The sequence below is a fragment of the Corticicoccus populi genome (assembly GCF_042686195.1).
In the GTDB taxonomy this organism is placed as follows: Bacteria; Bacillota; Bacilli; order Staphylococcales; family Salinicoccaceae; genus Corticicoccus; species Corticicoccus populi.
On sequence record NZ_JBHUOQ010000004.1, the window covers coordinates 456,784 to 483,783 of the forward strand.

The 27,000-nt window shown below is 39.4% G+C and carries 23 protein-coding genes and 1 other annotated feature; of the genes, 21 read left to right on the forward strand and 2 right to left on the reverse strand.

All coding sequences use genetic code 11. The features are described 5' to 3' along the window. Positions 1-5: 5 nt before the first annotated feature. Together ACFSX4_RS11870 and ACFSX4_RS11875 are read right to left on the reverse strand one after the other, a co-directional pair. On the reverse strand, positions 6-1,613 hold the full coding sequence (locus ACFSX4_RS11870) for a MutS-related protein (RefSeq protein WP_377775124.1): 1,608 nt from the start codon (positions 1,611-1,613) through the stop codon (positions 6-8). 301 nt (positions 1,614-1,914) lie between these two features. Beyond that, on the reverse strand, positions 1,915-3,576 hold the full coding sequence (locus ACFSX4_RS11875) for a 2-isopropylmalate synthase (RefSeq protein WP_377775126.1): 1,662 nt from the start codon (positions 3,574-3,576) through the stop codon (positions 1,915-1,917). 61 nt (positions 3,577-3,637) lie between these two features. Next, positions 3,638-3,890, reverse strand: a binding site (T-box leader). Between the two features lie 241 nt (positions 3,891-4,131). On the opposite strand from ACFSX4_RS11875, the gene ACFSX4_RS11880 reads away from it, so the two are divergent. The 21 genes from ACFSX4_RS11880 to ACFSX4_RS11980 all read left to right on the forward strand — a co-directional run bounded on the left by ACFSX4_RS11880 (position 4,132) and on the right by ACFSX4_RS11980 (position 27,000). After that, entirely contained in the window at positions 4,132-5,148 is a 1,017-nt protein-coding gene (locus ACFSX4_RS11880; protein ID WP_377775128.1) for a LacI family DNA-binding transcriptional regulator, read from the forward strand. Positions 5,149-5,258: 110 nt separating this feature from the next. Beyond that, the gene (locus ACFSX4_RS11885; RefSeq protein WP_377775130.1) at positions 5,259-6,287 is read left to right on the forward strand and encodes a zinc-dependent alcohol dehydrogenase; all 1,029 of its coding nucleotides are present in this window, start codon (positions 5,259-5,261) and stop codon (positions 6,285-6,287) included. Positions 6,288-6,329: 42 nt separating this feature from the next. After that, positions 6,330-7,352: an NAD(P)-dependent alcohol dehydrogenase gene (locus ACFSX4_RS11890; RefSeq protein ID WP_377775132.1), complete on the forward strand. Its 1,023-nt coding sequence runs from the start codon at positions 6,330-6,332 to the stop codon at positions 7,350-7,352. A 17-nt stretch (positions 7,353-7,369) separates the two neighbouring features. Further along, complete coding sequence (locus ACFSX4_RS11895) at positions 7,370-8,410, forward strand: TRAP transporter substrate-binding protein (protein ID WP_377775134.1); 1,041 nt, start codon at positions 7,370-7,372, stop codon at positions 8,408-8,410. A gap of 27 nt (positions 8,411-8,437) precedes the next feature. Next, positions 8,438-8,935 carry a TRAP transporter small permease gene (locus ACFSX4_RS11900; protein WP_377775136.1) on the forward strand — a complete coding sequence of 166 codons (498 nt, stop codon included), beginning with the start codon at positions 8,438-8,440 and terminating at the stop codon, positions 8,933-8,935. Beyond that, positions 8,932-10,209 (forward strand): TRAP transporter large permease, encoded by a 1,278-nt coding sequence (locus ACFSX4_RS11905; protein ID WP_377775138.1) that lies wholly within the window; start codon positions 8,932-8,934, stop codon positions 10,207-10,209. The genes ACFSX4_RS11900 and ACFSX4_RS11905 overlap by 4 nt, the downstream gene beginning before the upstream one ends. Positions 10,210-10,295: 86 nt before the next feature. Continuing rightward, on the forward strand, positions 10,296-11,132 hold the full coding sequence (locus ACFSX4_RS11910) for a transketolase (RefSeq protein WP_377775140.1): 837 nt from the start codon (positions 10,296-10,298) through the stop codon (positions 11,130-11,132). Positions 11,133-11,144: 12 nt separating this feature from the next. After that, positions 11,145-12,077, forward strand: a complete 933-nt coding sequence (locus tag ACFSX4_RS11915) for a transketolase family protein (RefSeq protein ID WP_377775142.1) — start codon at positions 11,145-11,147, stop codon at positions 12,075-12,077. Position 12,078: 1 nt separating this feature from the next. Continuing rightward, on the forward strand, positions 12,079-13,140 hold the full coding sequence (locus ACFSX4_RS11920; protein WP_377775144.1) for a tartrate dehydrogenase: 1,062 nt from the start codon (positions 12,079-12,081) through the stop codon (positions 13,138-13,140). Between the two features lie 69 nt (positions 13,141-13,209). Next, positions 13,210-14,646, forward strand: coding sequence for an aldehyde dehydrogenase family protein (locus tag ACFSX4_RS11925; RefSeq protein ID WP_377775146.1), 1,437 nt, complete (start codon positions 13,210-13,212; stop codon positions 14,644-14,646). Positions 14,647-14,781: 135 nt separating this feature from the next. Beyond that, positions 14,782-15,639, forward strand: a complete 858-nt coding sequence (locus ACFSX4_RS11930) for a 3-hydroxyacyl-CoA dehydrogenase family protein (RefSeq protein ID WP_377775148.1) — start codon at positions 14,782-14,784, stop codon at positions 15,637-15,639. A 16-nt stretch (positions 15,640-15,655) separates the two neighbouring features. Then, complete coding sequence (locus ACFSX4_RS11935) at positions 15,656-16,411, forward strand: glucose 1-dehydrogenase (protein WP_377775150.1); 756 nt, start codon at positions 15,656-15,658, stop codon at positions 16,409-16,411. A 21-nt stretch (positions 16,412-16,432) separates the two neighbouring features. Further along, positions 16,433-17,620 (forward strand): thiolase family protein, encoded by a 1,188-nt coding sequence (locus ACFSX4_RS11940; RefSeq protein WP_377775389.1) that lies wholly within the window; start codon positions 16,433-16,435, stop codon positions 17,618-17,620. A 20-nt stretch (positions 17,621-17,640) separates the two neighbouring features. After that, on the forward strand, positions 17,641-19,242 hold the full coding sequence (locus ACFSX4_RS11945; RefSeq protein WP_377775152.1) for an acyl CoA:acetate/3-ketoacid CoA transferase: 1,602 nt from the start codon (positions 17,641-17,643) through the stop codon (positions 19,240-19,242). A 12-nt stretch (positions 19,243-19,254) separates the two neighbouring features. Further along, complete coding sequence (locus ACFSX4_RS11950) at positions 19,255-20,265, forward strand: LacI family DNA-binding transcriptional regulator (protein WP_377775391.1); 1,011 nt, start codon at positions 19,255-19,257, stop codon at positions 20,263-20,265. A 16-nt stretch (positions 20,266-20,281) separates the two neighbouring features. Further along, a complete protein-coding gene (locus tag ACFSX4_RS11955) occupies positions 20,282-21,730 on the forward strand; it encodes an aldehyde dehydrogenase family protein (RefSeq protein WP_377775154.1) in 1,449 nt (482 codons plus the stop codon). A gap of 16 nt (positions 21,731-21,746) precedes the next feature. Next, positions 21,747-22,919 carry an iron-containing alcohol dehydrogenase gene (locus tag ACFSX4_RS11960; RefSeq protein WP_377775156.1) on the forward strand — a complete coding sequence of 391 codons (1,173 nt, stop codon included), beginning with the start codon at positions 21,747-21,749 and terminating at the stop codon, positions 22,917-22,919. A 197-nt stretch (positions 22,920-23,116) separates the two neighbouring features. Then, positions 23,117-23,266: a CAT RNA binding domain-containing protein gene (locus ACFSX4_RS11965; protein WP_377775158.1), complete on the forward strand. Its 150-nt coding sequence runs from the start codon at positions 23,117-23,119 to the stop codon at positions 23,264-23,266. Next, positions 23,227-23,961: a BglG family transcription antiterminator LicT gene (gene licT, locus ACFSX4_RS11970; RefSeq protein WP_377775160.1), complete on the forward strand. Its 735-nt coding sequence runs from the start codon at positions 23,227-23,229 to the stop codon at positions 23,959-23,961. Before ACFSX4_RS11965 ends, licT begins: the two co-directional genes overlap by 40 nt. Positions 23,962-24,145: 184 nt before the next feature. Next, positions 24,146-26,080 carry a beta-glucoside-specific PTS transporter subunit IIABC gene (locus ACFSX4_RS11975; protein ID WP_377775162.1) on the forward strand — a complete coding sequence of 645 codons (1,935 nt, stop codon included), beginning with the start codon at positions 24,146-24,148 and terminating at the stop codon, positions 26,078-26,080. A 212-nt stretch (positions 26,081-26,292) separates the two neighbouring features. After that, entirely contained in the window at positions 26,293-27,000 is a 708-nt protein-coding gene (locus tag ACFSX4_RS11980; protein ID WP_377775164.1) for a dihydrofolate reductase family protein, read from the forward strand.

Here is a 27,000-nt window from a genome sequence, read left to right on the forward strand (position 1 = left end):
ATTTATTACGTCACTTTCTCTTTCGCTTTTTTATATACTTCATCCGGGAAGCCGTGGAGCCGGAGCAGCTCTATCGCATTAGTAGTGGATGCGGCACCGGGCTTTAATGTATAGTCAAAGTAAATCTCATCGTCTTCCATTTGTTCGCTGAAATGATAGAAATCAAATCTGCCTTTCAACAGTTTGGTCAGTTCCATATCGTGCGTCGCCGCGAGTACAAATACATTGGGTTTTTTATTCAGGTATTCAAGAAAACTTTCAGCTGCAGCGACTCTTTCCACAGTATTAGTGCCTTTAAAAATTTCATCTATAATACAGTAGATATTACCGTCAAAATCTTCAATTTCATCGACAATCCGCTTCAGTGATTTCACTTCACTGATAAAGTAACTGTCACCTTCAATGACGCTGTCAGAGATATCCATCGATGAGATGACCATCCCTTTTTTATAATTAAAAGCAGTACTTGTGGTTGTATTCAGCCCGTTCCCTGTAATGATGTTGAGTGCAACTGATCTCATGAACGTTGATTTTCCGGATGCATTTGAGCCGGTTAATAAAATATCCTTCGAATATTTAAAGTCATTCGGAACAGGACGGGTCAGAAGCGGGTGATATAAGCCTTTAGTATTAATGGTCTCTTCAGTATTCTCCCCGGGGTGCGAATATGTTCCGGTGGATTCCCGCCATAAGGCGGTACTGTAATTCACATCAAGTGCGGCAGTATAATGCCAGCATTTCCGGTACAATTCCTGATGCTTCCTTAAGTCTCTGATAACCATGTGATACATATGGTAGTCAATCATGAATAGAGACTTTAAAGTGATGAACAGTTGGACTGTCATATTCAATTCACCTACGTGGTCATCGCTGACAAATAAAGGTCCCAGATATGAAAGCTTCTTAAATGCGGGATGTCTTAATTCAGCGTTCATCTTTCCTGCTGTATCAATAATCATCATGCTGTAAAAAATATCGTCATACTCTCTTGAAGTGCTGTTTTTATGTTTATGAGACATGTAGATGTTTACGGCGAGCCCGGTAAGAAAACCAATGACAGCAGCGAAAGGGCTGATGATAAACAGTGGAATACTCAGGACAGGCAGAAATGATGTAAATATAAAGAACGGATTGTAATTCTCTTCCGACTTAGACTGATACATATATTTACTTGTGTTCGAGTTTCTTGATTTGGACAGTTTCGCAAGCTGATATGAGACACCTTCACGGTATGTCCGGTCCGTTTTAAATTTTTCTACCTGTGATTCGTCCACAACATCAAAATCATTTGAGTTTCTCAGTGACGAGTAGAGGAGTTCCTGACCGATTGTAGTGAAACAGTAGTCGATACGCCGGAACAAATCATCAAGGTCCATATCTTTCCATGTCACATCATCAACAATATACCGCTGATCTGTATCTTCATAAGTCATTTGATTGACGAAATAGTTATAGTGCTTTTCGTAAAGAACATCTGAATCATTGAGTGATTCACGCTTGTTCCATAATAATTTAATTTTTTTCTTCAGCTTGTGTCTTTCATATATTCTAAATGAAACAGTGAGTACCACAGAAGCACCTAAAACAGAAAGTATGATGTATAGAAGTGTCATGTTGAAAATCCTTTCGCATAATATATTGATTTGATTACCGCCGGGGTGGAATGTAAGATGCTATTTTTTCTCTTCAAAAAAGTATATTAAAAAGCCGCTGGCAAAAACACCTAGTACAGCTGTCCAGAAAATAACAGACATTTAAACCACCTTTCTTTTTAATAAAGTAACACATAATAGTCATTATGACAAATATAATTGTCAAAAAGGTGTGTTTTGTTGTCAAAAATAACGATGCAGAAAAATGCCGTACGGAAAACCGCACGGCACGTTACATGTATTCTGTTAGTATTGGATCTCTTTATGCAGCATCAATGAGTCTGTTGACGGATACAACCAGTGCTTCTACAGACGCCTGCATGATATCTTCGTGGATACCTGCACCCCAGTAGATAGTACCGTTGTTTGAAATTCCGACCTGTGCACATGCTTCTGCGGAAGTTTCTTTTCCGAGAGACTGCTGTTCATAAATTTCGATTTCAAAATCAACATCGAATTGTGAAGTCAGGGCATTGCTGACGGCATCCAGACTTCCGCCGCCGGAACCTTTAATCTTTTGTTCCTTACCGTCAATTTTCACAATAAGCTTCACTTCATACGTATCTTTCTTAGAAAATTTATAATCAATGAGTTCGACATGTGGAGAATAATCAACATAGTTATCTATGAATACGTCATAAATTTCCTGGGCTGAAAGCTCTCTATTTGTCTGGTCGGATACTTTTTTCGTAGCATATCCCATTGCCTCATTCATCTTATAAGGCAGCTTGATGCCGTAGTTGGTATCGAGAATATAACCGATTCCGCCTTTACCGGACTGGCTGTTTATACGGATAACGTCTGTCTGATAGTTTCTGCCGAGGTCAACCGGATCTACTGGAATGTAAGGCACATCCCATTTCTCCTTGTTGTGATCTTTTCTGTACTGCATCCCTTTTGAAATCGCATCCTGATGGGAGCCTGAGAACGCTGTAAATACAAGGTCTCCGGAGTACGGCTGTCTGTCATGAACACGTGTTCTTGTCAGAGACTCATATTTTGAACGGATTTCATTTAAGTTGCTGAAGTTGAGCTTAGGATCAAAGCCTTGTGAGTACATGTTCATCGCAAGTGTCACAAGGTCCACATTTCCTGTACGCTCACCAATACCGAAGAGCGTGCCTTCTACACGATCCGCACCGGCAAGCACACCGAATTCTGCATCACTGACGCCGCTTCCGCGGTCATTGTGCGGATGGATGGACAGTGTCACACTGTCTCTGTATTTTAAATTTTTATGGATGTATTCAATCTGGTTCGCAAAAATGTGCGGCATAGAGCTCTGTACTGTCGTTGGAATATTAATGATGGCCTTATGATCTTCAGTCGGCTGCCAGATATCAAGTACGCCGTTACATACATCAAGCGCGTATTCGACTTCCGTCCCTTGAAAACTTTCAGGACTGTACTGGTAGTAAATATCACTGTCAGATGCATCCGCGAGCTCTTTGACTAGTCTTGCACCGTTTAAGGCAATCTCTTTAATTTCATCTTTGGATTTTCTGAAGACCTGTCTGCGCTGTGCTTCAGAAGTTGAGTTATATACATGGACGATGGCTTTATTAACACCCTCCAGTGATTCAAATGTACGGCGGATAATGTGTTCTCTTGCCTGAGTGATGACCATGATTGTCACATCATCAGGAATCATTTCTTTTTCAATCAGTGTCCGCAGCAGGTTGAATTCTGTATCCGAAGCAGCAGGGAAGGCAACCTCTATTTGTTTAAAGCCGACATCAACTAACAGCTGGAACATTTTTAATTTCTCTTCCAGATTCATCGGGATCGGCAGCGCCTGATTTCCATCTCTTAAATCAACACTGCACCAAAACGGTGCTTCCTCCAATGTTTCTTTTTTGACCCAGTCATAAGTCATTTCAGGCGGCAGATAATACTGTTTTTGATATTTTTCATGATTAAACATAAAATAATTCCTCCTCTTGAATTGAATAAAAAAAGCCTCCCGTCTCCAGCAGTTTCCTGCTTCTGGAGACGAAAGACTATCTAACGCGGTACCACTCCGATTTCACGACAACTAAAGTTATCGTGCTCTCAAAATGTACAGACCAATGGCTGCACAATCCCTGTAACGGTGGTATCCGTCCTTAACTACACAGCTGAACTTTTCATTAAGGATGTTAAAAGGTGAGTTCTCTGTAAATATACGGCTGCTTTTCATCGGCCAGCAGCTTTCTGGAACGTACATTTATAAATACTACTCCTTTTAATCACATCTTATCATTCATAATATTTTCATTATATCAGTAAAATACAGAATGTACAGAAATGTTTGTAAATAAATTAATGAAAGTACCGTTTTTGAAAAGAAAGTGTTTTTACATAAAAAATAAAAGCGGGTAAAATTAAATTATGACTATAAAAATTGGCAATAGTTTCAAAATATAAAGTTAAATAAAACTTGTCATAACAACTATAAGCGATTTAAAATAGATTAAGCGCTTAATTATGAGGTGATATAATGGCTACAATTTATGATGTTGCACAAAAATCAAATGTTTCAATTGCAACAGTATCAAAAGTAATAAATAACAAGGGAGGAGTCGGTGAAAAAACCAGAAAAAGAGTACTGGAAGCCATGGCAGAGCTGGATTATCATCCAAACTTGGCTGCTTCTGTATTAATGGGGAAAAATACTAAAACAATTGGTTTGTTAATACCGGATCTTGCAAATCCATATTTTTCAGAGATTGCAAAAAGTATTGAAGACAGGGCACACAATTACGGCTACAATATTATTATTTGCAGTACAGAATATATATATCAGAAAGAACGAAAATATATTTCACTTTTAAAACAAAAAAATGTGGATGGTTTTATATTTGTTTCAGGGTTCGAAAACTCCGAACAAATTTCTAAACTTTTAGAAGAGAAATTTCCGTTGATTGCGGTAACAAGAGATTTCCCTATGCTGACAATTAACTCTGTAGGTGTCGATAACTATAGAGGCGGCTACCAGGCGGGGCATCATTTTATACAAAACGGACATGAAAACATCCTTATTATAGGTTATGACGTATGGAGTAACAGAGAACGTATCAGAGGTTTCAAAGATGCACTTTCTGATTCAGGGAGAGAGTATAACCTACATTCTCATATCATGGATCAGATTGAAGGAGATCATTATGAAAACGGCTATACAGGCATACAACAGGGGATGGAGAAGGATATGAATATTACAGCTGTTTTCGCTGGAAATGACTTGTTGGCGGTAGGGGCTGTCAGAGGCCTGAAGGAACTGAGTCTGTCTGTTCCGGAAGATGTATCCATCATAGGTTTTGATAATTCTAAAATTACCAGGGTAATTGATCCGCCACTGACGACGATTGCACAACCTATTCAGGAACTTGGAGAAAAAGTAATGGATATGATAATAGAAAATATCCAGAATAAAGACATGAGAAAGAGAAAGGAAGTTTTACTTCCCGAGCTTGTGGTGCGGGAATCGGTCTTTGACAGAACTATAGAAAATAAATAAAATTTCAAAATAGTATTGACATTAATTAGACACAAATATAGAATGGGTTTTAAGTAAAGCGCTTAACTTTTTGATAATTCAAATATATGTTTTCTTAAAAGGAGGATCTGATGTATTCATTGATTAAAGAGAAGCAGGGTGTCGGACACTTGAAATTATATCCTGCAGAAACACCACAAGTGAGTAAAGACGAAGTGCTGGTGAAAGTTGAGTACTGCGGGATTTGCGGGACAGATTTACATATACTGCATGATACTTTTCCGTATAATCCTCCGGTGATTATAGGACATGAATTTTCAGGTGTAATTGTTGATAAAGGTGAAAATGTAAGTTCATTGTTAAATGTTGGAGATAGTGTCGCGGTGCAAGGTTCTACTAAAAAAACATGCGGTCACTGTATTTATTGTAAAACAGGAAATTACATGCTGTGCAGTGAGCGTTTAGGTATGGGTCATGGAGTTAACGGCGGGTTTACGAAATATGTCAATGTACGCGAAGACATGATTTATAAGGCAGGGGACTCTGCTAATCTTCAAAAACTTGCACTTGCAGAACCACTGGCCTGTGCGGTTCAGGCTGTTGAAGAATTCGTGAATATTCACAGCAGCGACACAGTGCTGGTATCCGGACCGGGACCTATTGGATTACTTTGTACAGCAATATTAAAAAATAAAGGATGCACAGTTATTTTTGCAGGAACATCTGCCGATGAAAAAAGGCTGGAAATAGCTGAACAATTGGGCAGTGACTATGTAGTGGATATCTCAAAGACAAATTTGGAAGCGCTTGTAAAAGAAGTGACTGATCATGGTGTTGATGCAGCATTTGAATGTGCAGGACATCCCTCATCGGTTTCAACATGTATCAATTGCTTAAAACCGAAAGGTAACCTTCTTCAAGTAGGTATTACAAGCGGTGACATAAAATTAGACTACAGTAAAATTGTTTTGAAGAATCTTGCCATCTACGGATCACTTGCACACTCTATGACATCATGGGAGAAAGCTTTGAAGTTTATAGAAAAAGATTCCTTAAGTCTCGACCCTATTATCACCCATGTTCTGCCTTTGGAAGACTGGGAGGACGGCTTTAATTTATGTGAATCCAAAAATTGCGGCAAGGTGTTGTTGAAACCTTGAAATATTTAAGGGGGAATAATAATCGAAAATCGAGTTGCAGTATTGCATGATATCAGTGAAGTTTCAGTAGAAGACAGAGAAGTACCGTCGATTTCTGCTGAGGAGGTTCTTATCGAGGTGAAGGCTGTCGGTGTCTGCGGGTCGGATGTTCACTACTATAATCACGGCCGTATCGGTCGAAGAGTCGTGAAGTATCCGCATGTACAAGGTCATGAATGTGCTGGAGTAGTTATTGATATAGGCGAAGACGTAAAAAATTTAAAACCAGGCGACCGGGTAGTGGTGGAACCGGGGATTGCATGTGGTGAATGTGATTTTTGTAAAAAAGGTAAATACAACCTTTGTGATGAAATGGTTTTTATATCAACACCGCCACATCAAGGGGCATTCGCAAAATATATATCCCATAAATCAAGTTTTGTTCATAAAATTCCAGACGAATTGGATTTTACGACAGCGTCACTTGCAGAACCACTGGCTGTAGGAATACACGTTATGAACAGAGCTGAAGTGAAACCTGACGATACCATTGTCATTGTTGGAATGGGACCGGTTGGATTATTAATGGTAATAGCAGCAAGAGCATACGGAATTAAAAATATATTAGTATTTGATGTCGAGGACTTTCGATTGAAGATTGCGGAGAGTCTGGGTGCCGCCCGGACATTTAATGCAAAGGATGGAAGTGTAAAGGAACAGATTACATCGACGGGATTTGAAAGCGCTAACATATTTATTGATACCTCAGGCAACAATCGAGTCATTTATGATTCGGTTAACGTCATTAAGAAAGGCGGTAAGGTTGTACTGGTTGGTTTTCCGTCAAATGAAGAGACAACTTTTGATTTTATATCTTTATTACAGAAAGAAATAGATATAATTTCGATTTACAGATATCGAAATGTTTTTCCATCAGCAGTGAAGATCTTAACGGAATATTCAAATATAGCACGTGCGATTATTACACATAAGTTTGATTTAGAAAATATTAAAGATGCTATGGAACAGAGTTTTACGTCACCGAATGAAACTGGAAAGGTCATAATATATCCGCATGGATATTAATTACAGGGGGTAGAAAAATGAAGAAAAATTATTGGTTTTTAATGTTGTTTGGAATCGTTGTAATGATACTCAGCGCTTGTGGTAACGGAGGCAGCGGGGATGAGGAAGCAGAGGCGGGCGATGAGTCATCCGAGGCTGATCCTGGTGCGTCAGTAGTACTGGACTTAAGTATCCCGGAACCGGAAGGAGCAAAATTTGATATTGCAGCTAAAGCTATGGATGAAAAATTATTGGAGCTTTCTGATGGGGAAATGAGTATTAAAGTTCATTACAATAACTCCTTGGGCGGAGAGAGAGAAGTTATTGAGCTGATGAGTAATAATTCAGTGGATATGGCAATACAATCGTCTGGTCCAATGATTAACTGGGGACAAGAGTTTGCACTATTCGATTTACCTTTTCTATTTGAGAATTTGGATCATGCACATGCAGTGATGGATAGTGAAATCGGGGATGAACTGGCACAAACATTTGAAGAAGCAACCAATGTTAAAGTGCTCGGCTGGGTAGAGAATGGATTTGTAGCCACATCATCAAATAGTTTGATTGATACTGTTGAAGATGTCGAGGGAATGGACATGCGGGTGCAGGAAAATGAAATTCAAATTGATACTTGGGAAGCATTTGGAGCCTCTCCAACCCCTATGGCATGGCCGGAAGTTTATACATCATTACAGCAAGGTGTACTTGATGGACATTCAAATTCGCTGGCTACAATTCAAACATCAAGAATTTTTGAAGTACAGAGTCACGTTGCATTAATAGAAGACAGATACCAGCCGGGTCCAATCGCAATTAGTAAAATGAAATTCGACAGCTTGACTGAAGAGCAGCAAGGATACCTTGAAGAGGCAGCAGAGTATGCGGTTGGAATTGGAAGACAGGCTAACCAGGACAAAGTAGATGAAGCTTATGATTTCTTAATCGAAGAGGGTGTTGAGATTAATGATGATGTTGACAAAGAATCATTCATGGAAACAACAGACCCAGTTTATGAAAAATGGGGACCTAGAATCGGTGAAGATTTGATAGAAAGAGTAAGAAACTTCGAGTATTGATTTTTCGGATGTGAGGTGGGAGTCTAAATGAATGTCTTAAAGTCGTTTGTAAGAGTTATGGAAGTATTTAATAAATATGTGGGCTATCTATTGGCAATTATTCTGGCAGTAATGACACTTCTGATTTTTTGGCAGGTTGTTTCAAGACACTTCTTTGGAACACCCTTGTCATGGTCGGAGGAATTGGCGAGATTTCTAATGATCTATTTAATTATGGTCGGTAGTGCTTTAGCAACAAAGGATGGTGGGATGATATCTGTTGATATACTTCTGGAGAAATTTGAATCTACCAAATTCAAACCATATATCATAACAATTGCACAATTATTATCAATTATATTTTTTGTAGTGTTGTTTATTTATGGATATCAGTTTGCAATGAATTCTTTTAATCAAATTGCTCCAGGGTCACAAATCAGCATGGGATGGGTATATCTCAGTATCCCATTTGGGGCAGTACTTCTAACCATAAATTCTATTACTAGAATCGTGAGTGTGTTTGTAGGGGAGGAGAAAACAGAATGATATTATTCTTTTTTGTAGTACTATTTGTACTCTTGATTTTAACAGTGCCAATCGCCTTCTCATTGGGACTTGCATCTACTTTAGGAGTATTCATGCATGAAACACTTAATTTACAGGTGATCGGTCAGGTTATTTTTAACTCATTGAACTCTTTCCCTCTGATGGCAATTCCGTTTTTTATCCTTGCCGGTAATTTAATGGCAGTAGGGGGCATAGCAAAAAGACTGGTTGATTTTGCAATGACATTAATTGGTCATTTTACTGGCGGTCTTGCTATGGCTGCAATTTTAACATCTATGATCTTTGCTTCTATGTCGGGGTCAGGTGCTGCAACAACTGCTGCAATAGGAACCATTCTTATTCCTGCTATGGTGGCTAAGGGATATAAAATTGAATATGCATCTGCGAACCAGGCAATTGCAGGGTCGCTGGGAATTATAATACCTCCGAGTATTGCACTGATTCTTTTTGGAGTATCTGCAGAAGTATCTATAAGTGATTTGTTCTTAGCAACAATTATTCCAGGACTCTTAATTACAGTTTCCTTAATGATTGCAGCATTCTTTATTTCAAAGAAAAACGGCTGGAAGGGTGTTGAACAAAGAAGTAGTTTGAAAGATGTCGGGAAAGCATTTAAGAGTGCAATTCTCGCACTACTGACACCAGTCATCGTATTAGGTGGAATATACGGTGGTATATTTACACCTACAGAAGCATCTGTAATTGCTGTTGTTTATTCATTCCTGGTTGGCTTTATAATTTACAGAGAGATTAAAATTACTGACTTATTCGAGATATTTAGAAAATCTGCTGTATCTACAGCAGTAATCATGATTGTTATTGGTACGGCCGGGTTATTTGGATTCTATTTATCCATTACTGGTGTACCGGAAATGGTATACGACATGATTGATTCAACAATCGCAAATAAAATTATGTTCTTGTTAGTATTGAATATTTTACTTCTATTAATGGGAATGTTTATGGATGGTTCTGCAGCGATACTGATTCTAGTACCATTACTGCTGCCGACAGCTATCGAATTTGGTATTGATCCAGTACATTTCGGTGTAATCATGATTTGTAACCTGGCAATTGGTCTTGTAACACCTCCAGTTGGAATTGATTTGTTTGTGGTATCACAGATAACAAAAGTTCCGATCATGAGAGTAGCGAAAGCTGTTTTACCATTAGTAGTAATTATGTTTATCGATGTATTGCTGATTACTTATCTGCCTTTCCTTTCAACTTGGTTACCTAGTGTAATGAAATAAACCTCTTATGTATAAGAGGTTTTCTTAAACAAAATTTAGTTAAGCGCTTAACATTAAAAAGAAAAATGATTGAGGAGGATTAGTAAATGAAAAAATTAAACTATGAAGAAATAGAGAAGCAGTCCCGGGAAGCAAGAAAGCTGGTAGTAGAGACGGTAAACTATGCCGGTGCCGGTCATATCGGAGGTCCGATGTCTGCCATTGATATTTTGACAACATTATATTTCAGACAGATGAATATTGATTCAGATTCACCGGACAAGGGAGACCGCGACCGATTTGTATTGTCGAAAGGTCATTCAGCAATTGGACTGTACTGTGTTTTGGCTTTAAGAGGCTATTTTCCAATTGAGGAATTGAAGACATTTGACCAATTAAATTCAAGACTGCAGGCACACCCGGATATGACGTTGCTTCCGGGTCTCGAGATGTCCACAGGATCACTTGGGCAGGGAATTTCTGCAGCACTTGGAATGGCCATGGGCTCAAAACTTCAAGGGATTAACAACACAGTGTACTGCATGATTGGAGATGGAGAATCCCAGGAAGGACAGGTGTGGGAAGCGGCTGAAATTGCCGCGAAGTATAACTTAGATAATTTTGTAGTTATTTTAGATAACAATAAACTACAGCAATATGGATGGAACGCAGGAGAAGGGTCAAGAAGTGTACCCGATTTGAACCCGGCAGATAAATGGAAAGCTTTTGGATGGCACACTGTGGAAGTGGATGGACACAATATTGAAGACTTGGATCAGGCATTTGAACAGCTGAAATCAGTGGAAGATGTGCCTAAAATTATTATCGCAAATACTGTAAAAGGTAAAGGCGTTGATTTTATGGAAGGTAATTACTTATGGCATTCCAATGTTCCGACAGATGAAGAATTAAAAGAAGCTTTATTACAATTAGAGAGAAATTGAGAGGTGTAAATAATGAGAGATACATTCGGGAAAGTTTTATCAAGATTAGCACTCAAAGATGGTAGAGTATACGCTCTGGACGGAGATTTAGCGAACTCAACAAAGGTAGATCAAGTTGAAAAGGATAGCCCTGAGAAGTTTTTGCAGATGGGTATTGCTGAACAAAATATGTTAAGTGCAGCAGCAGGTCTGGCATCCACAGGACTGCAGCCATGGGCGACTTCATTTGCAGCATTTTTATCGAAACGTGCATTAGATCAGATACAAGTTCAAATTGCTCAGCCTAATCTGGATGTGAAAATGGTGGGTGCATACAGCGGATTATTAACTAGTAAGACAGGAAAAACACATCAGTCTCTGGAAGACCTCGCAATTTTTCGTACATTAGTCAACATGGTAGTACTTTCTCCAGGGGACGACCGGGAGCTTGAGCAGATGATGGACTTTGCAAATACACACAAAGGTCCAGTTTATATCAGGGTTACTCGTGATAACTATCCGGAAGTGACTGATGAGAAGTATCAATTTGAACTTGGTAAAGGTGTGGAATTGAAAGCAGGCAGTGACGTAAACATTATTTCGACAGGCAGTCAGACGAGCAGGGCTCTTGAGGCTGTAAAGCTGCTGGAAAAAGAAGGCTTGAATGTCGGAGTGATTCATTTGCCGTCAATCAAACCAATAGATAAAGATATTATTGTTAATACTGCGAAGAAAAGTAAAGTTCTTTTCTCTGCCGAGGAACATAGTATTTACGGCGGGCTTGGCAGTGCTGTTGCAGAAGTTTTGTGTGAAACACATCCTGTAAAAATGTATAGAATCGGTGTACGAGATAAAAATGCAGAGTCGGCGCCTAATGATGAGATGCTGGATAAGTTTGGCTTGTCACCTGAAATGATGGCAAAGCAGATATTGGAAAAGCTTCATGATGATAAGGAAGGGAAATAGTATGCGGAAAGTAACTAAAATTGCAGTCATTCCCGGTGATGGTATTGGAGTTGAAGTAATTTCAGAAGGCGTGAAAGTTTTGAATCATATAGAGAAACTGGATCCGGATGTAAACTTTCATTTTGAGTACTTTCCATGGGGTTGTGAATTCTACAATAAAACCGGAAAGATGATGGATGAGAATGCAATGGATGTTTTAAAAAGTTTTGATGCTATTTATCTGGGTGCTGTAGGTTTTCCGGGTGTTCCGGATCACATCTCTTTATGGGATTTACTGCTCAGAATCCGGAAAGGATTTAATCAGTATATTAATGTCCGTCCGATTAAGCTACTCGAAGGAGTCAAAGAGACTTTAGCCTATGTACCGAATGATGAAATCGATATGACAGTTATAAGGGAAAATGTTGAAGGTGAATATTTTGGTGCCGGTGAATGGTTGTTTAAAGGAACAGATAAAGAAACAGTTCTGCAGACAGGCGTTTTTACGAGAGAAGGCACAGAAAGAGTAATAAGGTATGCTTTTGAACTGGCGAAGGAACAAAATAAAACTTTAACAAGTATTAGTAAAGGCAATGCTTTAAATTACTCTATGGTGTTCTGGGACAGTGTATTTGAAGAAGTCAGCAAAGAATATCCGGAAGTGAGAACACAGTCATATTTAATTGATGCTGCTGTAATGTATTTTGTAACGGACCCTAAACGGTTTGAAATTGTAGTGACATCAAATCTGTTTGGAGATATAGTAACAGATCTTGGTGCAGGAATTGCCGGTGGTATGGGACTTGCGGCAGGTGCCAATATTAATCCTGAAAAAGAATTTCCATCAATGTTTGAGCCCATTCACGGGTCTGCACCTGATATTGCTGGTCAAGGTACAGCGAATCCGCTGGCGGCCGTATGGGCTGCAAGCCAAATGCTGGAACATTTAGGATACGAGGAATGGGCATTGAAGATTTTGAGCGCTGTTGAATCAGTAGTTCAAAAACCTGAATTGTTGACACCGGATATGGGTGGCAGCGGGGTCACGGGCGACATTGGCAATCTTATTATTGAATATCTTTAGAAGAGCGGTACTGAATGAAACAGGAAATTAAATTATAAAAGATATATGAATAGTGAGCGGGGTATATGGATGAGTTTACTGAAAATATTGGGAGATGAGATTAATCTTAGTCATCTTAATCAACTTCCGGAGTATTCATATGAATACTCCGGAGAACTTAAGGCACTACAGATAAAAGCGTTTAACCAGGAAGTAGTGAAAAAGGTCATTGCGGATTCTGAAAAAGCATATGAAGGGTACCGCAGAGTAACAGCATTCGAGAGGTCGGAAATATTATTTGAATTGAGCAGACTGCTGCACGAGCATAGAGAAGTGATGGCGAGAATCATCAGTTTGGAAGCAAAGAAACCTATCAAGCTGGCAAGAGCTGAAGTAGACCGTACGGTCGCCACACTTAAATTTTCAGGAATTGAGGCTTCGAAATTGGAAGGTGAAACAATACCTCTCGATGCGGCACCAAACGGAGCGGGCAGAGAAACATTGGTAAAACCGGAACCTGTCGGAATTGTTTATGCTGTAACACCATTCAATTTCCCTCTAAATCTGGCAATGCATAAAATAGGACCTGCACTTGCAGCAGGAAACACCATTATTGTAAAACCATCTGAGAAAACACCGTTCTCTACATTATTTATGAATACATTATTTAAAAAAAGCAGTCTGCCGGAAAATGTGGTTCAAGTTGTAACCGGGGACGGGAAAGAAATAACGGATTATGTTCTTCAGCAGGAGGAGATTAAAAAAATATCCTTCACCGGAAGTGTACCGGTTGGGAAGTTGATTAAATCTAAAGTTGGATTGAAAAAACTAACATTGGAACTCGGAAGCACCTCACCTGTATACATAGATGATGTAGAGGAAAGTCTTTTGGACGAAATAGCTTCTAAAGTTATAAATGGTGCTTTTTCATATAACGGTCAGGTGTGTATCAGCACCCAGAAAGTATATATCCATGAAAATATATATGAATCATTTGTAGGCAGCATGATTGAAAAGGCAGAAGCTCTAAAATACGGTCATCCATTGGAAGAAAATGTGGATTATACAGACTTGATTGATAAAAACAGTCAGGAACGTATTCTTTCGTGGATTGAGGAAGCGGTGAACACCGGAGCTAAATTACTCACTGGCGGCAAGAAAATTAAAGGTGGCGTGACACCAACCTTAATTACAAATGTGGGTGAACAGATGAAGCTTTGTACACAAGAAGTCTTCGGACCGGTTCTTGTCGTACGTAAAATAAAAAAAGAAGAGAACATAGTAAAGCTGTTAAACAGCAGTGACAATGGTCTGAACGCAGGTATATTTTCAAATGATATGAAATTTGTAATGAATGCTGCGAATGAGCTGGATTATGGACAAGTGCTCATCAATGATGTGCCGACATTGAGATTTGATAATATGCCTTATTCTGGACGGAAAAACTCAGGCTATGGTGTTGAAGGTGTTAAGTATGCTGTCAGAGAAATGATGCAGTCTAAAATGATTAGTTATAACTACAAGTAATATTTCGTCCCTAATTAAGTGAGGGACCCCAAAAATATATATTACTCCCGCCAATATTATCCGGTGGGAGTAACACAATCATATAAATGAATACGTATACATTTATATTTAAATAATATATAAGGAGGATTTTACGTGAATGTTAACAATATTACAGTCGTAGGCGCGGGTGCGATGGGTTCACAAATCGCATTGTCATTCGCACTTCACGGCTTTAAGGTCATTTTAAATGATATTACTGATGAAAAGCTCAATCTTGTGGAAGAGAATCTTAAAAAATTGATGAGACGACGTGTGGAGAAGGGACGTATATCGGAGGCAGAATGTCAGGAGGCTTTCAATAATCTTAAGTTTTCTTCTTCTTTAGAGCAGTCAGTAAAAGATACAGATCTGGTAGTTGAAGCTGTTATTGAGGATTTGAAAATCAAACGAGAACTGTTTGTTCAGTTAGATGAGCTTGCACCGGCACATGCGGTCCTGGCATCAAACAGTTCGACGATTGTAAGCTCCAAAATAGCTGAAGCAACCAACAGACCTGATAAAATCTGCAACATGCATTTCTTTAACCCTGCCGTAATTATGGACCTGGTTGAAATTGTTAAAGGTCCTCATACTGCTGATGAAACAATAGAGACTATTACAGAAGTTACGCGCCAGATTAATAAAACCCCTGTCGTATTGGAAAAAGAAATATTTGGGTTTATTGTCAGCCGCATTGTCAACGTTATTTTTGATGAAGCGATGTATTTATATGAAGAAGGCATTGCTTCAATTGAAGATATTGATACTGCTGTGGAAAAAGGATTGAATCATCCGATTGGTCCATTCAAGCTTCTTGATTTAACAGGAATAGATGTTAATTATTATTTGAGAAAAGAACGTGTTGATGAAACAGGGGACGAGACATATGCACCGCAGAAGTCATTAACACAGTTATTTGAAGAAGGACATCTTGGAAGAAAAACCGGTAAAGGGTTTTATGATTATAACTAACTAGGAGGCTGGAACTATGGATTTCAAGTTCGACCTGACAGGAAAGCTCGCTGTTGTTACCGGTGGAAATAAAGGAATCGGCAAAGGCATTGCCTCAGGCCTTGCAGCTGCTGGCGCTGATATTATCATCATCGCCAGAACTGTTACAGAAGGAGATATTGTAGAGCTGCGCAGTTATGGTGTTGATGTATACGGCATTAATTTTGATTTAAGAAATTTTGATAAATATGATGATTTGGTTTCTGGAATTATTAATAAATATGGAAAGATAGACATTCTGATTAATAATGCAGGGTTAACGATACGGCATCCAAGTGTTGAATTCCCGAAGGAAGATTGGGATAAAGTTATAGATATTAATTTAAATGCGCCGTTCTATCTCTGTCAGAAGATAGGAAAACATATGGTTGCAAACGGACAAGGGAAAATTATTAATATCGCCTCGCTCCTTTCATATATCGGAGGGTACACAGTTCCTGCATATGCAGCAAGTAAAGGCGGAGTCAGTCAATTCTCAAAATCTTTATCCAATGAGTGGGCAAAATATGGTGTTAATGTGAATTGTATTGCCCCGGGTTATATAGAAACAAATCTTACTGAAGCTATCCTCGAAGATGAAAAAAGAAACAATGAAATACTGAGTCGTATTCCGGCTGGGAGATGGGGGAAGCCTGAAGATTTGAGTGGCATTGCAGTGTTTTTATCTTCTCAGGCCTCAGACTATATCAACGGCTGTACGATTCCGGTTGACGGTGGATTTTTAGGCTGGTAATTCAAAGGAGGACTTATATTGTTGAATGATATTGTTATTGTTGGAGCGGCACGAACCCCAATCGGGAAATTTGGAGGAACACTTAAAGGTACACATCCTTCAGATTTAGGCGCACTTGTAATTAATGAAGCTTTGAAGCGGAGCGGTGTATCTAAAGAACAGGTGGATGAAGTCATCATGGGATGTGTGGGTCAAATTGCAGAAAATGCCTTCATAGCAAGAATGAGCGCGATAAATGCCGGTATTCCTGAAAGTGCCTCTGCAATGACAGTCAATAGACTGTGTGGTTCCGGTCTACAGGCGATTAACAGTGCAGCTCAGTGTCTGGCAGCAGGTGATGAAGAAATAATTGTAGCGGGAGGCACTGAGAATATGAACCAGTACCCTTATTACTTAAGAAAAGCACGTGAGGGATATGGGTTTGGTGATGGAAAATTAGAAGACGGCCTCGTGACAGCGCTGACAGACCCATTTAACGACTATCAAATGGGAGTAACAGCAGAAAATCTCGCTGAGAAATACGGCATATCTAGAGAGAGGCAGGATGAATTTTCATATAACAGTCAGATGAAGGCGATTGCAGCCATTGAGAGGGGCAGATTCAAGGATGAAATCGTTTCTGTGAATGTACATCAAAAGAAAGGAGAAGACATCATATTATCAAATGATGAACATCCGCGCAAAAGTACAACACTTGAAAAATTATCTGCTTTGAAACCTGCATTTAAAAATGGTGGATCAGTAACAGCAGGAAACGCATCAGGTATTAATGATGGTGCTGCAGCTGTTGTGATGATGACTTTAAAAAAAGCAAAAGAATTGAATTTAAGACCTCTGGCGTTTGTCAGACAATATGCGGTTGCAGGTGTAGAGCCTTCTATTATGGGAATTGGACCTGCCCCTGCAGTCAATAAGGCATTGGAGAAGTCAGGGATAACACTTGAGGAAATTGATTTAATTGAATTAAACGAAGCTTTTGCGGCGCAGTCCCTGGCAGTCATTGAAGAGTTGGGACTAGATAAAGAGAAGGTCAATGTGAACGGCGGTGCAATTGCTTTAGGCCATCCTGTCGGAGCATCAGGGTGTATTATCACAGTCAAACTTATCCACGAGATGAAAAGAAGGAATGTCAGGTATGGCCTTGCCAGTTTATGTATCGGCGGCGGTCAAGGTATCGCGACAATATTTGAGAATTATACAGAAGAATAATTTTTACGAGGAGGAATACCATGAGTAAAGTGGTAACAACTAAAGAGGTAATTTCTGCTTTAAAAGAAGGTGATACGCTTTCGACTGTTGGTTTTTCCATGATGGGTGCTTCTGAAACAATTCTGAAGGCTATAGAGAAAAACTTTGAGAATACAGGAATGCCAAGAAATTTAACATTAATACATGCTGCAGGGCAGAGTGACCGTGTCGGCGGCATTGAACGATTGGCAAAGCCGGGACTGGTGAAAAAAATAATTGGTGCCCACTGGGGCGTCGCACCTACGTGGAGTGACCTTATTCATAATAATGAGGTAGAAGCATATTGTCTGCCCCAGGGACAACTGGTTCATTTGTTCAAATCTATGGCGTCCGGAAAACCCGGGAATTTTTCCAAAGTCGGTCTCGGAACGTTCATTGACCCGCGTGTAGAAGGCGGCAGGATTAATAAATTATCTAAAGAATCAGAGGACAGCCTGGTAGATATTATAGATATTAAAGGTGAGGAATTTCTATTTTATAACTCTGTGCCGATTGATGTTGCGGTTATTAGAGGGACTACAGCTGATGAAAAGGGCAATATAACTATTGAGGAAGAAGGCGTGAAGCTTGAATCACTTGCTGTTGCCCAGGCGGCCAAGGCAAATGGCGGAAAAGTGTTTGCACAGGTAAAATATCTTGTTAAAACAGGAACGCTGCATCCAAAAGAAGTAACTGTGCCGGGTATGCATGTGGACGGAATTATTATTTCGGAAAATCCCCAGGAAGATCATCGTCTCACGTCTTCATTTGCATATGATCCATCATATGCAGGTAACTTAATCATGCCGACCTCTTCAAGTGAGCCCCTTACGCTTAATGCAAGAAAAATTATAGGGAGACGGGCAGTAATGGAGTTGGAGCCGGGAGATGTTGTCAACCTTGGCACAGGGATTCCCGGAGATGTCGTTGGTCCGATAACGGACGAAGAAAGAATGAATGGGGAGCTTACTTTATCGATTGAGTCGGGTGCAATAGGCGGAGTGCCTGCCGGCGGTCTCGATTTTGGAATTACTAAGAACCCTGAAGCAATTATCGAGCAGGGGAGTAAATTTGATTATTATCATGGCAGCGGGGTGGATATTACGTTCATGGGTATGGCCGAAGCAGACAAAGAAGGAAATGTTAACGTCAGCAAATTTGGTTCGCGGGTTGTCGGATGCGGTGGATTCATTGATATTACTCAATTTGCAAAACAGACGGTATTCTGTTCAACATTCACCTCCGGCGGCCTGAAGATCAGTGTGAATAATGGTGAACTTCGTATTGAACAAGAAGGGAAGTTCAATAAATTTTTGGACAATGTAAATCAAATCACCTTCAGTGGAAAGTTTGCCCGGGAAAATAATCAGCCGGTTTTATATGTAACAGAGCGCGCAGTATTTGAATTGAGAGAGTGTGGATTAACGCTGACAGAGACAGCACCGGGGATAGATATTCAAACAGAAATACTTGATCTCATGGAATTTAAGCCTGTAGTTGCAGATGATTTGAAATTAATGGACACTAGAATATTTATGGAGCAGCCTATGGGAATCGCAGATGAGTTTTTTAATAAGAATGAAGAATTTGAGTCAGATAAATAGGGAGGAATTCACATCGTTTCCTCTAAAGACGTAGCAAAAGGAGCAGGTGTGTCACAGCCGACAGTTTCAAGAGTGTTGAATAAACCAGACAGTGTAAAGCCGGAAACAAGAGAAAAAGTTTTAAGGACAATGCAGACACTCGGGTATAAACCGAATTTGATAGCAAGAAGTCTCATTACTAATAATACTAAAACGATTGCTTTAATTTCCGGTCCAGTCTGTAACGAATTTTTTGCTGAATCTATTGATTCAATAGTCAGAAAAGCAGATGAGTATGGATATAAAATTATTGTTTATTTTGATGAAGAGGAAAATCTCGATGATATTTTAAAATCTGTGTCAGGATTTAATGTCGATGGGATTCTGATGTCATCAATCACATTGGAAGAATCTCAATTGGAAAAAATTAAAGCATTAAATACTCCTTATATGTTTTTTGCCAGGCGTTCTAAATTGAAAAGCAACTCTGTAACACTTGATGATAAGCGTGCCAGTGTAATGTTAACAAATCATCTCATTGACCTGGGACACGAAAAAATTGCGATGATTACCGGAGAGTCCGACCGCTCTACATTTCTTGAGAGAAGACAAGGATTTGATAAAGCAATTAATGCTGCGGGGGTGGATATCCCGGACAGTTATTATATTAAAATTAAAGATTCGTCCAGGAAAGAAGTGGGTGAAGCAGTAAAAAAATTAATACAACTGTATGAACCTCCTACGGCAGTGCTGTGTGCATCGGATGCGATTGCAATTTCTGCTATTGATGTACTACTGTCAATGAATTTAAGAGTACCTGAGGATATAAGTATCTGTGGTTTTGACAATGTGGGTCTTTCTTCACACAGGGCTATCCAGCTGACCAGTATTGGCTATGACGGAGGACACATTGGAGAGATTGCCGTTCAGCATCTAATTAAACAGATGAATAGAAAAGAAAGAGCATTGGAGGATCAGGATTATAAAATCTTATCTCCAAAACTATTTATAAGGAAAACAACAAAAGAAATAAATTCTTATTAAAGAAGGGTGAGTATAAATGACTCAGGAAATTAAAACTTATGGCTCTATTATAAACGGAGAAACAGTGATTAAAAGTGATTTCGATATTTTAGAACTTAAAAATCCATATAATAATGAGACAATTGCCAATATGTCACTTTGCACAAAAAAAGAGCTGGATGAAGCAATTGATGGTGCAGAACGCGCATATCATGCGGATATGAAACGTATGCCGCTGCATAAAAGGGCAGAAATACTTACACGTGCTGCAGAGCTTTTGAAAGAAAGAACTGAAGATTTCGCACAGACATTGAGTTTAGAAGCAGGAAAACCAATTAGGGACGCGCGCGGAGAAGTTGGTCGTGCAGTACAAGTGCTGAACTTTGCTTCAGATGAAGCAAAGACACTTCACGGAGAACTATTACCGATGGATGCAGCAATTGGGGGAGAGAACCGTCTCGGTATGGTTCGTCTTTATCCCATAGGGGTAATGGGTGCGATTACACCATTTAATTTTCCGCTTAACCTTGCTTTACACAAACTTGCACCTGCAGTGGCATCAGGGAATGCGGTTGTTTTAAAACCAGCATTGAAAACACCTCTTTCCGCATTGAAACTGGCACAGGTATTTTATGATGCAGGTCTGCCGAAAGAAGCACTGCAGGTTATCATTGCTAAAGGTTCTGAGATTGGTGATGATATAGTGACTGATGACCGTATTGCTAAAATCACTTTTACAGGCAGTCCCGAAGTAGGTATTAAAATGCGCAATAAGGCGGGGCTCAAGCGGATTACACTGGAGCTTGGATCAAATTCGCCGAATATTATTTTTGAAGATGCCGATGTAGATAAGGCAGCATCCAGCCTTGTAAAAGCTTCGTTTGCTTTTGCAGGACAGGTTTGTATCTCGTCGCAGAGAATATTTGTGCATGAAAGTATTATTGACGAATTTATTGCGAAGTTTATTCCGTTAGTGAAACAGCTTAAAGTTGGGAACCCATTGGATGAGGATACTGATGTGGGACCTTTGATTTCAAGTGATTCCTGTGAACGTATTTACGAATGGACTCAGGAGGCTGTAAAGGACGGAGCTGAGGTTTTAACAGGCGGTTCTATTATAGAGGGTCAGATGTTTGAACCGACTGTAGTTAAAAATGTGAACAGCAGTATGAAAATTGTGTGTCAGGAAACATTTGCACCGATTGTTTCAATTATTCCGTTCAAATCCGATGAAGATGCCGTGGAGAAGGCAAATGACTCTGATTATGGTCTTCAGGCCGGTGTATTTACAAAAGATATTAATAGAGCATTTAAGTTGTCTGATGAACTTGAGACAGGCGGTGTTTGGATTAATGAAGTATCGACTTACAGGCAGGATAATTATCCGTACGGCGGTGTGAAATTGAGCGGCTATGGAAAAGAGGGTGTCAAATACGCAATCCGGGATATGACTGAGGAAAAATTTGTTGGTATCAATCTAAATTAATTCAGGAAGAAGTGAAATGATGAATAGTATCTCTAATTTTAGAACTGCACATAATATTATTTCCGGTATCGGCTCTATTGCTCAAATTGAGGTTGAAACACAAAAATTAAAAGCGCAGAGGGCGGTAATTATTACAGATAAAATTATCCTTCAAACTGGTCTGGTGGATAAGGTGTCTGCGCCGCTTAAAAATGCTGGTGTTCATGTTGATATTATTGATGAAGTAGTTCCGGAACCACCATTTGAAAATATTGAATCTATTTATGAAGAAATTAAGAAAAAAGCATATGATTTATTTATCGGTATCGGCGGCGGCAGCGCATTGGATGTTACAAAAGTACTGGCGGTGATGCCGAAGAATGAAGGGGATATCAGAGAGTACGTTGGTATAGATCAGATACCGAACCCCGGGGTAAATACTATATTGATTCCAACAACATCGGGAACCGGTTCTGAAGTCACTTTTAATGCTATTTTTACAGATAAGCGCGATAACGTTAAAAAAGGAATTGTGAGTCCCTATCTTCTTCCCAATATTGCGATTGTAGATCCCATGATGACATTAACTGCACCGCCGTCTGTAACTGCAGCAACAGGTCTGGATGCTTTAGTCCATGCAATAGAATCATATACTGCGATTAATGCGAATGAACTCACTGACGGTATTGCAAGACATGCAGTACAGCTTATATCCAAAAGTCTGCGTCAGGCAGTGTTTAACGGTAATAATATCCCGGCAAGAGAAGACATGTCAATGGGCAGTCTGATGGCGGGGATTTCATTGGCGAATGCAGGAGTGGGCGCAGTTCATGCGCTCGCCTATCCTTTAGGAGGACAGTTTCACATTCCGCATGGTGTAGCTAATGCACTGCTGCTGCCGTATGTAATGGAATATAATAAACTTTCTAACTTGGAAAAGTTTGCACAAATAGCAGAGGATATGGGTGAAAATATTGATGGTTTATCATTAAGGGAGGCTGCAGATAGAGCTGTAAAAGCAATGTCGGATCTGTCAAAAGATATAGGGATTCCATCAACATTAAAAGATGTAGGTGTAAAACAAGAAGATTTGTCACTTTTAGCTGAAGAGGCAAGTAAGGTGGATCGTCTTTTAAATAACAACCCCCGAAAGTTGAAGAAAGAAGAGATAGAAACCATTTATCAGAATGCTTTTGCAGGTGTGAAATAATTCGAAGGTTACATGTTGACTGTCGAGTATTTTTACAATATAATCGGATATTACGTTGCGGATGTATCCGTTATCATATATAATATGGATAAATTGGATTGTTACTGTTCGGCAGGCAAAACCTGAATGAGTCAATGTGCAAAGGCAACTTTGTGATTTGGTTTATTTGGGTTTTTTATATATGAGGTGATTCATAGGTGAAGATAAAGCAGGTATTAAATAATAATGCAGTAATCGCAACGGATAATAATCAGGAAGTTGTTGTCATGGGCAGGGGGGTCTCGCCTTTCAGAAGAAGCCGGGTCAGATGGTGGATGAAGGGCGGATTGAGAAGACGTTTATTTTAAAGAGCAGGGAGATTGCGGATAAGCTCGTCGAACTGATGCAGGATGTTTCAGAAGAGTATCTTGATCTGTCTCACAGAATTATTGAAATCGCAAAGAAGAATCTGCCGTATAAGCTGGACGATTATTTGTATGTTGCTTTAACAGATCACTTAAGTTTTGCGATTTCCCGCCACAATAACGGGATTGATCTTAAAAACCCGCTGCTTTGGGAGATACGGAAGTATTACAGGCAGGAGTTTCAGACTGCCGTACAGGCACTGGATATTATAGAAAAAGAAGCGGGTGTACGCCTCCAGGAAGATGAAGCGGCATCTATTGCCCTGCACCTTGTAAACAGCCAGATGTCCGGTGAGAATATGGAGTCAGCCGTACAGGTCACGCAGATGGTGGATGATATTCTGACGATTGTAAGGTATTATTTTAAGCTTACACTGGATGAACAGTCGGTTAGTTATGAACGCTTTTTAACACACCTTCCTTTCTTTGCGATCCGTCTGACAAATGAGGAGAAGGAACAGGAACCGCCTGATTTATTTTTATATGAACAGGTGAAAAATAAATACCAGTCAGCCTATAAATGTGCTGAGAGAATTTCAGACTATATCAATAAGGAACATGACTGGACGATTTCCGAAAACGAAAAAATGTACTTAACCCTCCATATTCAGCGTGTAACGAGCAGGCAGAGTATGTAGAATAATTAAATGAAAAAAGTATTGACAGGAAAGCGCATTCATTATAATATGTGAATCAATAAATGAATATCGAGAGATAGGAATGTTACCTTTTTGGGCATAACCTGAATGACTTCGGCACATCTTTGTGTTGAAAGTCATTCAGGTTTTTTTATTTTAAAAAACAGGATCAGGAGGAAAGAGGATGAAGTATGAACAATTGGCCAAAGATATTATAGAAAATGTCGGTGGTGAAAAAAACGTTAAAAGTGTTTTTCATTGTGTTACTCGCTTACGTTTTAAGTTGCACGATGAAAGAAAAGTGAACACAGAAGTACTTGAGTCATTGGAAGGTGTTGTGAGTGTTCGTCAATCCGGCGGGCAGTATCAGGTAATTGTAGGAAATCATGTGGCGGAAGTATATAAAGAAATTACTAATGTAACAAATCTTAATAATAATGATTCGAAAAATGATTCGGATGATAATGAAAAGAATATAATGAGTAAGTTAATTGATATTATTTCAGGAATATTTCTTCCTATTCTGGGTATTCTTGCTGCAACTGGTATGATTAAAGGCTTGAATGCTTTATTATCAGCGATTGGATTATTAGAGGAATCGGATGGAACATATCAGGTGCTCAATATTATTGGAGACGGTTTATTTCATTTTTTCCCAATCTTTCTCGGCTATACTGCTATTAAAAGATTCGGAGGCACACCATTTTTAGGAATGGCAATCGGAGCCGCGCTTGTATATCCGGGTGTACAGGAAATACTTGATGGTGAGGCTATGTATGTTCTATTTGAAGGAACTGTTTTTGAATCGCCGGTTTATATTACTTTCCTTGGTATTCCAGTGATACTTATGAGTTATGCTACATCAGTTATTCCAATTATTATATCTACATTTTTTGCAGCAAAACTTGAAGGATTCTTTAATAGAGTCATACCATCAGTGGTCCGCTCATTTTTAGTGCCATTTTTCACACTTCTTGTGATTGTGCCAATAACTTTTATGGTAATTGGCCCCATCGCTACGTGGTTAAGTCAAATTCTAGGAGAAGCTGTCCTGAATGTGTACGACTTGAATCCAACAATTGCCGGGCTGTTCCTAGGAGGATTCTGGCAGGTGATAGTAATGTTTGGACTTCATTGGGGGATTGTCCCTATCGCTATTAATAACTTGGCTACATTTGGAACGGATCCAATACTTGCAATGGTTTTTGCAGCATCATTTGCACAAATTGGCGCAGTTCTTGGAGTGTGGTTAAAAACTAATAATAAAAATCTGAAATCTTTAAGTATCCCAGCATTTATTTCAGGTATTTTTGGTGTTACTGAGCCAGCAATTTATGGAATTACTCTACCTAAGAAAAGACCGTTTTTCTTTAGCTTAATCGGAGCCGGAGCCGGTGGGGCAATTATTGGTTTCTTTGGTGGAGCGGCCTATCTCTTTGGTGGGCTTGGAATATTCCAGATTCCGGCATTTATCAATCCGGAAGGCATAGATAGAGGATTCTATGGTCAGATTATTTCAATTCCTGTAGCTTTTGTTATTGGTTTTCTTCTTACCTATTTCCTAGGTAGAATTAATAAGGAAGAGTCGCCTGTTGAAGAAGAAGAGAGTGTACAATCTGTAAAAGAGACTTTGACAAAAAAGAATATTAAAAATGAAACAGTATTTAGTCCACTAGAAGGCAGAGTCATCAGCCTTCCTTCTATAGAAGACCCTGCATTTTCCTCAGGCGCACTCGGCCGCGGGGTGGCGATAGAGCCGTTTACAGGAAAACTTGTGTCACCGGTCAGCGGTGTGGTGACAGTGCTCTTCCCGACATATCATGCGGTCGGTATTAAAACAGACCAGGGTGCAGAAGTGTTGATGCATATCGGTATGGATACAGTGCAGCTTGAAGGACAGTATTTTACCGGTCATGTGGAACAGGGTCAGCGTGTCGAGCAGGGTCAACTGCTTGTAGAGTTTGACATTGAGAAAATTAAAGGTGAAGGATACTCACTGGTGACACCTCTGGTGATTACAAATACAGATGACTACGAGGAAATAATTATCGCAGAAGAAAACGATGTGTCAGAAGAACAGCCGTTGATTATTCTGGAAGCTGAAGTAGAAGATAAATAGTATACTTGTTTAAAATCAGTGATTACATTTGTGATCGCTGATTTTTTCATATTATCAGGAGAGTATGCCTCAAATAATCAATATAAGACTGTTGAATAAAAATATTTCTCATGGATGTCATTAAAGTGTTAAATGGAATGTTTTATAAAGCAGAAAAAGTGGAATATATATGTGAATGTTAAAAGGAGTGAATTAAATGAGTAAGCCTTATATTGTCTGTCATATGTCAACTGTCAACGTCAATCAACGGAAAAATCAGCGGACCGTTTATGGCAGAGGAAGAACAAAAAATATACAGACCGAGAGCTTATGAATCCATCAACAACAGCTACAACAGTGATGCGTGGCTCTGCGGCCGTGTGACGATGGAGGAAGGTTTTACAAACTTCCATCAGCCTGAATTAAAAGAGGACTACACAGAATATCCAAGAGAGGATTTTGTTGCAGATTCGGATGCGGAGATGTATATCGTATCTGCCGACCCTTCAGGAAAAGTCGGATGGACACAGAATTATGTTGAGTATGCAGGGAGACCGGATGCGCATATTATTGAAATTCTGACGGATAAAGTGTCTGATGCGTATGTGTCTTATTTGAGGGAACATAATATTTCCTACATTTTTTCAGGAGAAGAATCTATAGACTGTACGTCTGCTGCTGAAAAACTGCATGAACTTTTCGGTATTAAGACGTTAATGGTGTCAGGCGGCGGTTATGTGAACTGGTCGTTCCTTCAGGAAGGCCTGATTGATGAGATGAGTATTGTCATGACACCGATTACGGATGGAAGCACAGAAACAAACACAATCTTTGAACGTGCAGACTATCTGCCTGAGATTGACCCTGTGAAATTTGAACTGAAAGATGTTAAACGTCTTGACGGGGATGTTGTCTGGTTGAACTATTTAACAAGAAAATAA

Bases quoted from the DNA above. Each gene is read 5' to 3' on its own strand.
- ACFSX4_RS11870 (WP_377775124.1), bottom strand. From the start codon at position 1,613: ATGACACTTCTATACATCATACTTTCTGTTTTAGGTGCTTCTGTGGTA.
- ACFSX4_RS11875 (WP_377775126.1), bottom strand. From the start codon at position 3,576: ATGTTTAATCATGAAAAATATCAAAAACAGTATTATCTGCCGCCTGAA.
- ACFSX4_RS11880 (WP_377775128.1), top strand. From the start codon at position 4,132: ATGGCTACAATTTATGATGTTGCACAAAAATCAAATGTTTCAATTGCA.
- ACFSX4_RS11885 (WP_377775130.1), top strand. From the start codon at position 5,259: ATGTATTCATTGATTAAAGAGAAGCAGGGTGTCGGACACTTGAAATTA.
- ACFSX4_RS11895 (WP_377775134.1), top strand. From the start codon at position 7,370: ATGAAGAAAAATTATTGGTTTTTAATGTTGTTTGGAATCGTTGTAATG.
- ACFSX4_RS11900 (WP_377775136.1), top strand. From the start codon at position 8,438: ATGAATGTCTTAAAGTCGTTTGTAAGAGTTATGGAAGTATTTAATAAA.
- ACFSX4_RS11905 (WP_377775138.1), top strand. From the start codon at position 8,932: ATGATATTATTCTTTTTTGTAGTACTATTTGTACTCTTGATTTTAACA.
- ACFSX4_RS11910 (WP_377775140.1), top strand. From the start codon at position 10,296: ATGAAAAAATTAAACTATGAAGAAATAGAGAAGCAGTCCCGGGAAGCA.
- ACFSX4_RS11915 (WP_377775142.1), top strand. From the start codon at position 11,145: ATGAGAGATACATTCGGGAAAGTTTTATCAAGATTAGCACTCAAAGAT.
- ACFSX4_RS11920 (WP_377775144.1), top strand. From the start codon at position 12,079: ATGCGGAAAGTAACTAAAATTGCAGTCATTCCCGGTGATGGTATTGGA.
- ACFSX4_RS11925 (WP_377775146.1), top strand. From the start codon at position 13,210: ATGAGTTTACTGAAAATATTGGGAGATGAGATTAATCTTAGTCATCTT.
- ACFSX4_RS11935 (WP_377775150.1), top strand. From the start codon at position 15,656: ATGGATTTCAAGTTCGACCTGACAGGAAAGCTCGCTGTTGTTACCGGT.
- ACFSX4_RS11945 (WP_377775152.1), top strand. From the start codon at position 17,641: ATGAGTAAAGTGGTAACAACTAAAGAGGTAATTTCTGCTTTAAAAGAA.
- ACFSX4_RS11955 (WP_377775154.1), top strand. From the start codon at position 20,282: ATGACTCAGGAAATTAAAACTTATGGCTCTATTATAAACGGAGAAACA.
- ACFSX4_RS11960 (WP_377775156.1), top strand. From the start codon at position 21,747: ATGATGAATAGTATCTCTAATTTTAGAACTGCACATAATATTATTTCC.
- licT (WP_377775160.1), top strand. From the start codon at position 23,227: ATGGTGGATGAAGGGCGGATTGAGAAGACGTTTATTTTAAAGAGCAGG.
- ACFSX4_RS11975 (WP_377775162.1), top strand. From the start codon at position 24,146: ATGAAGTATGAACAATTGGCCAAAGATATTATAGAAAATGTCGGTGGT.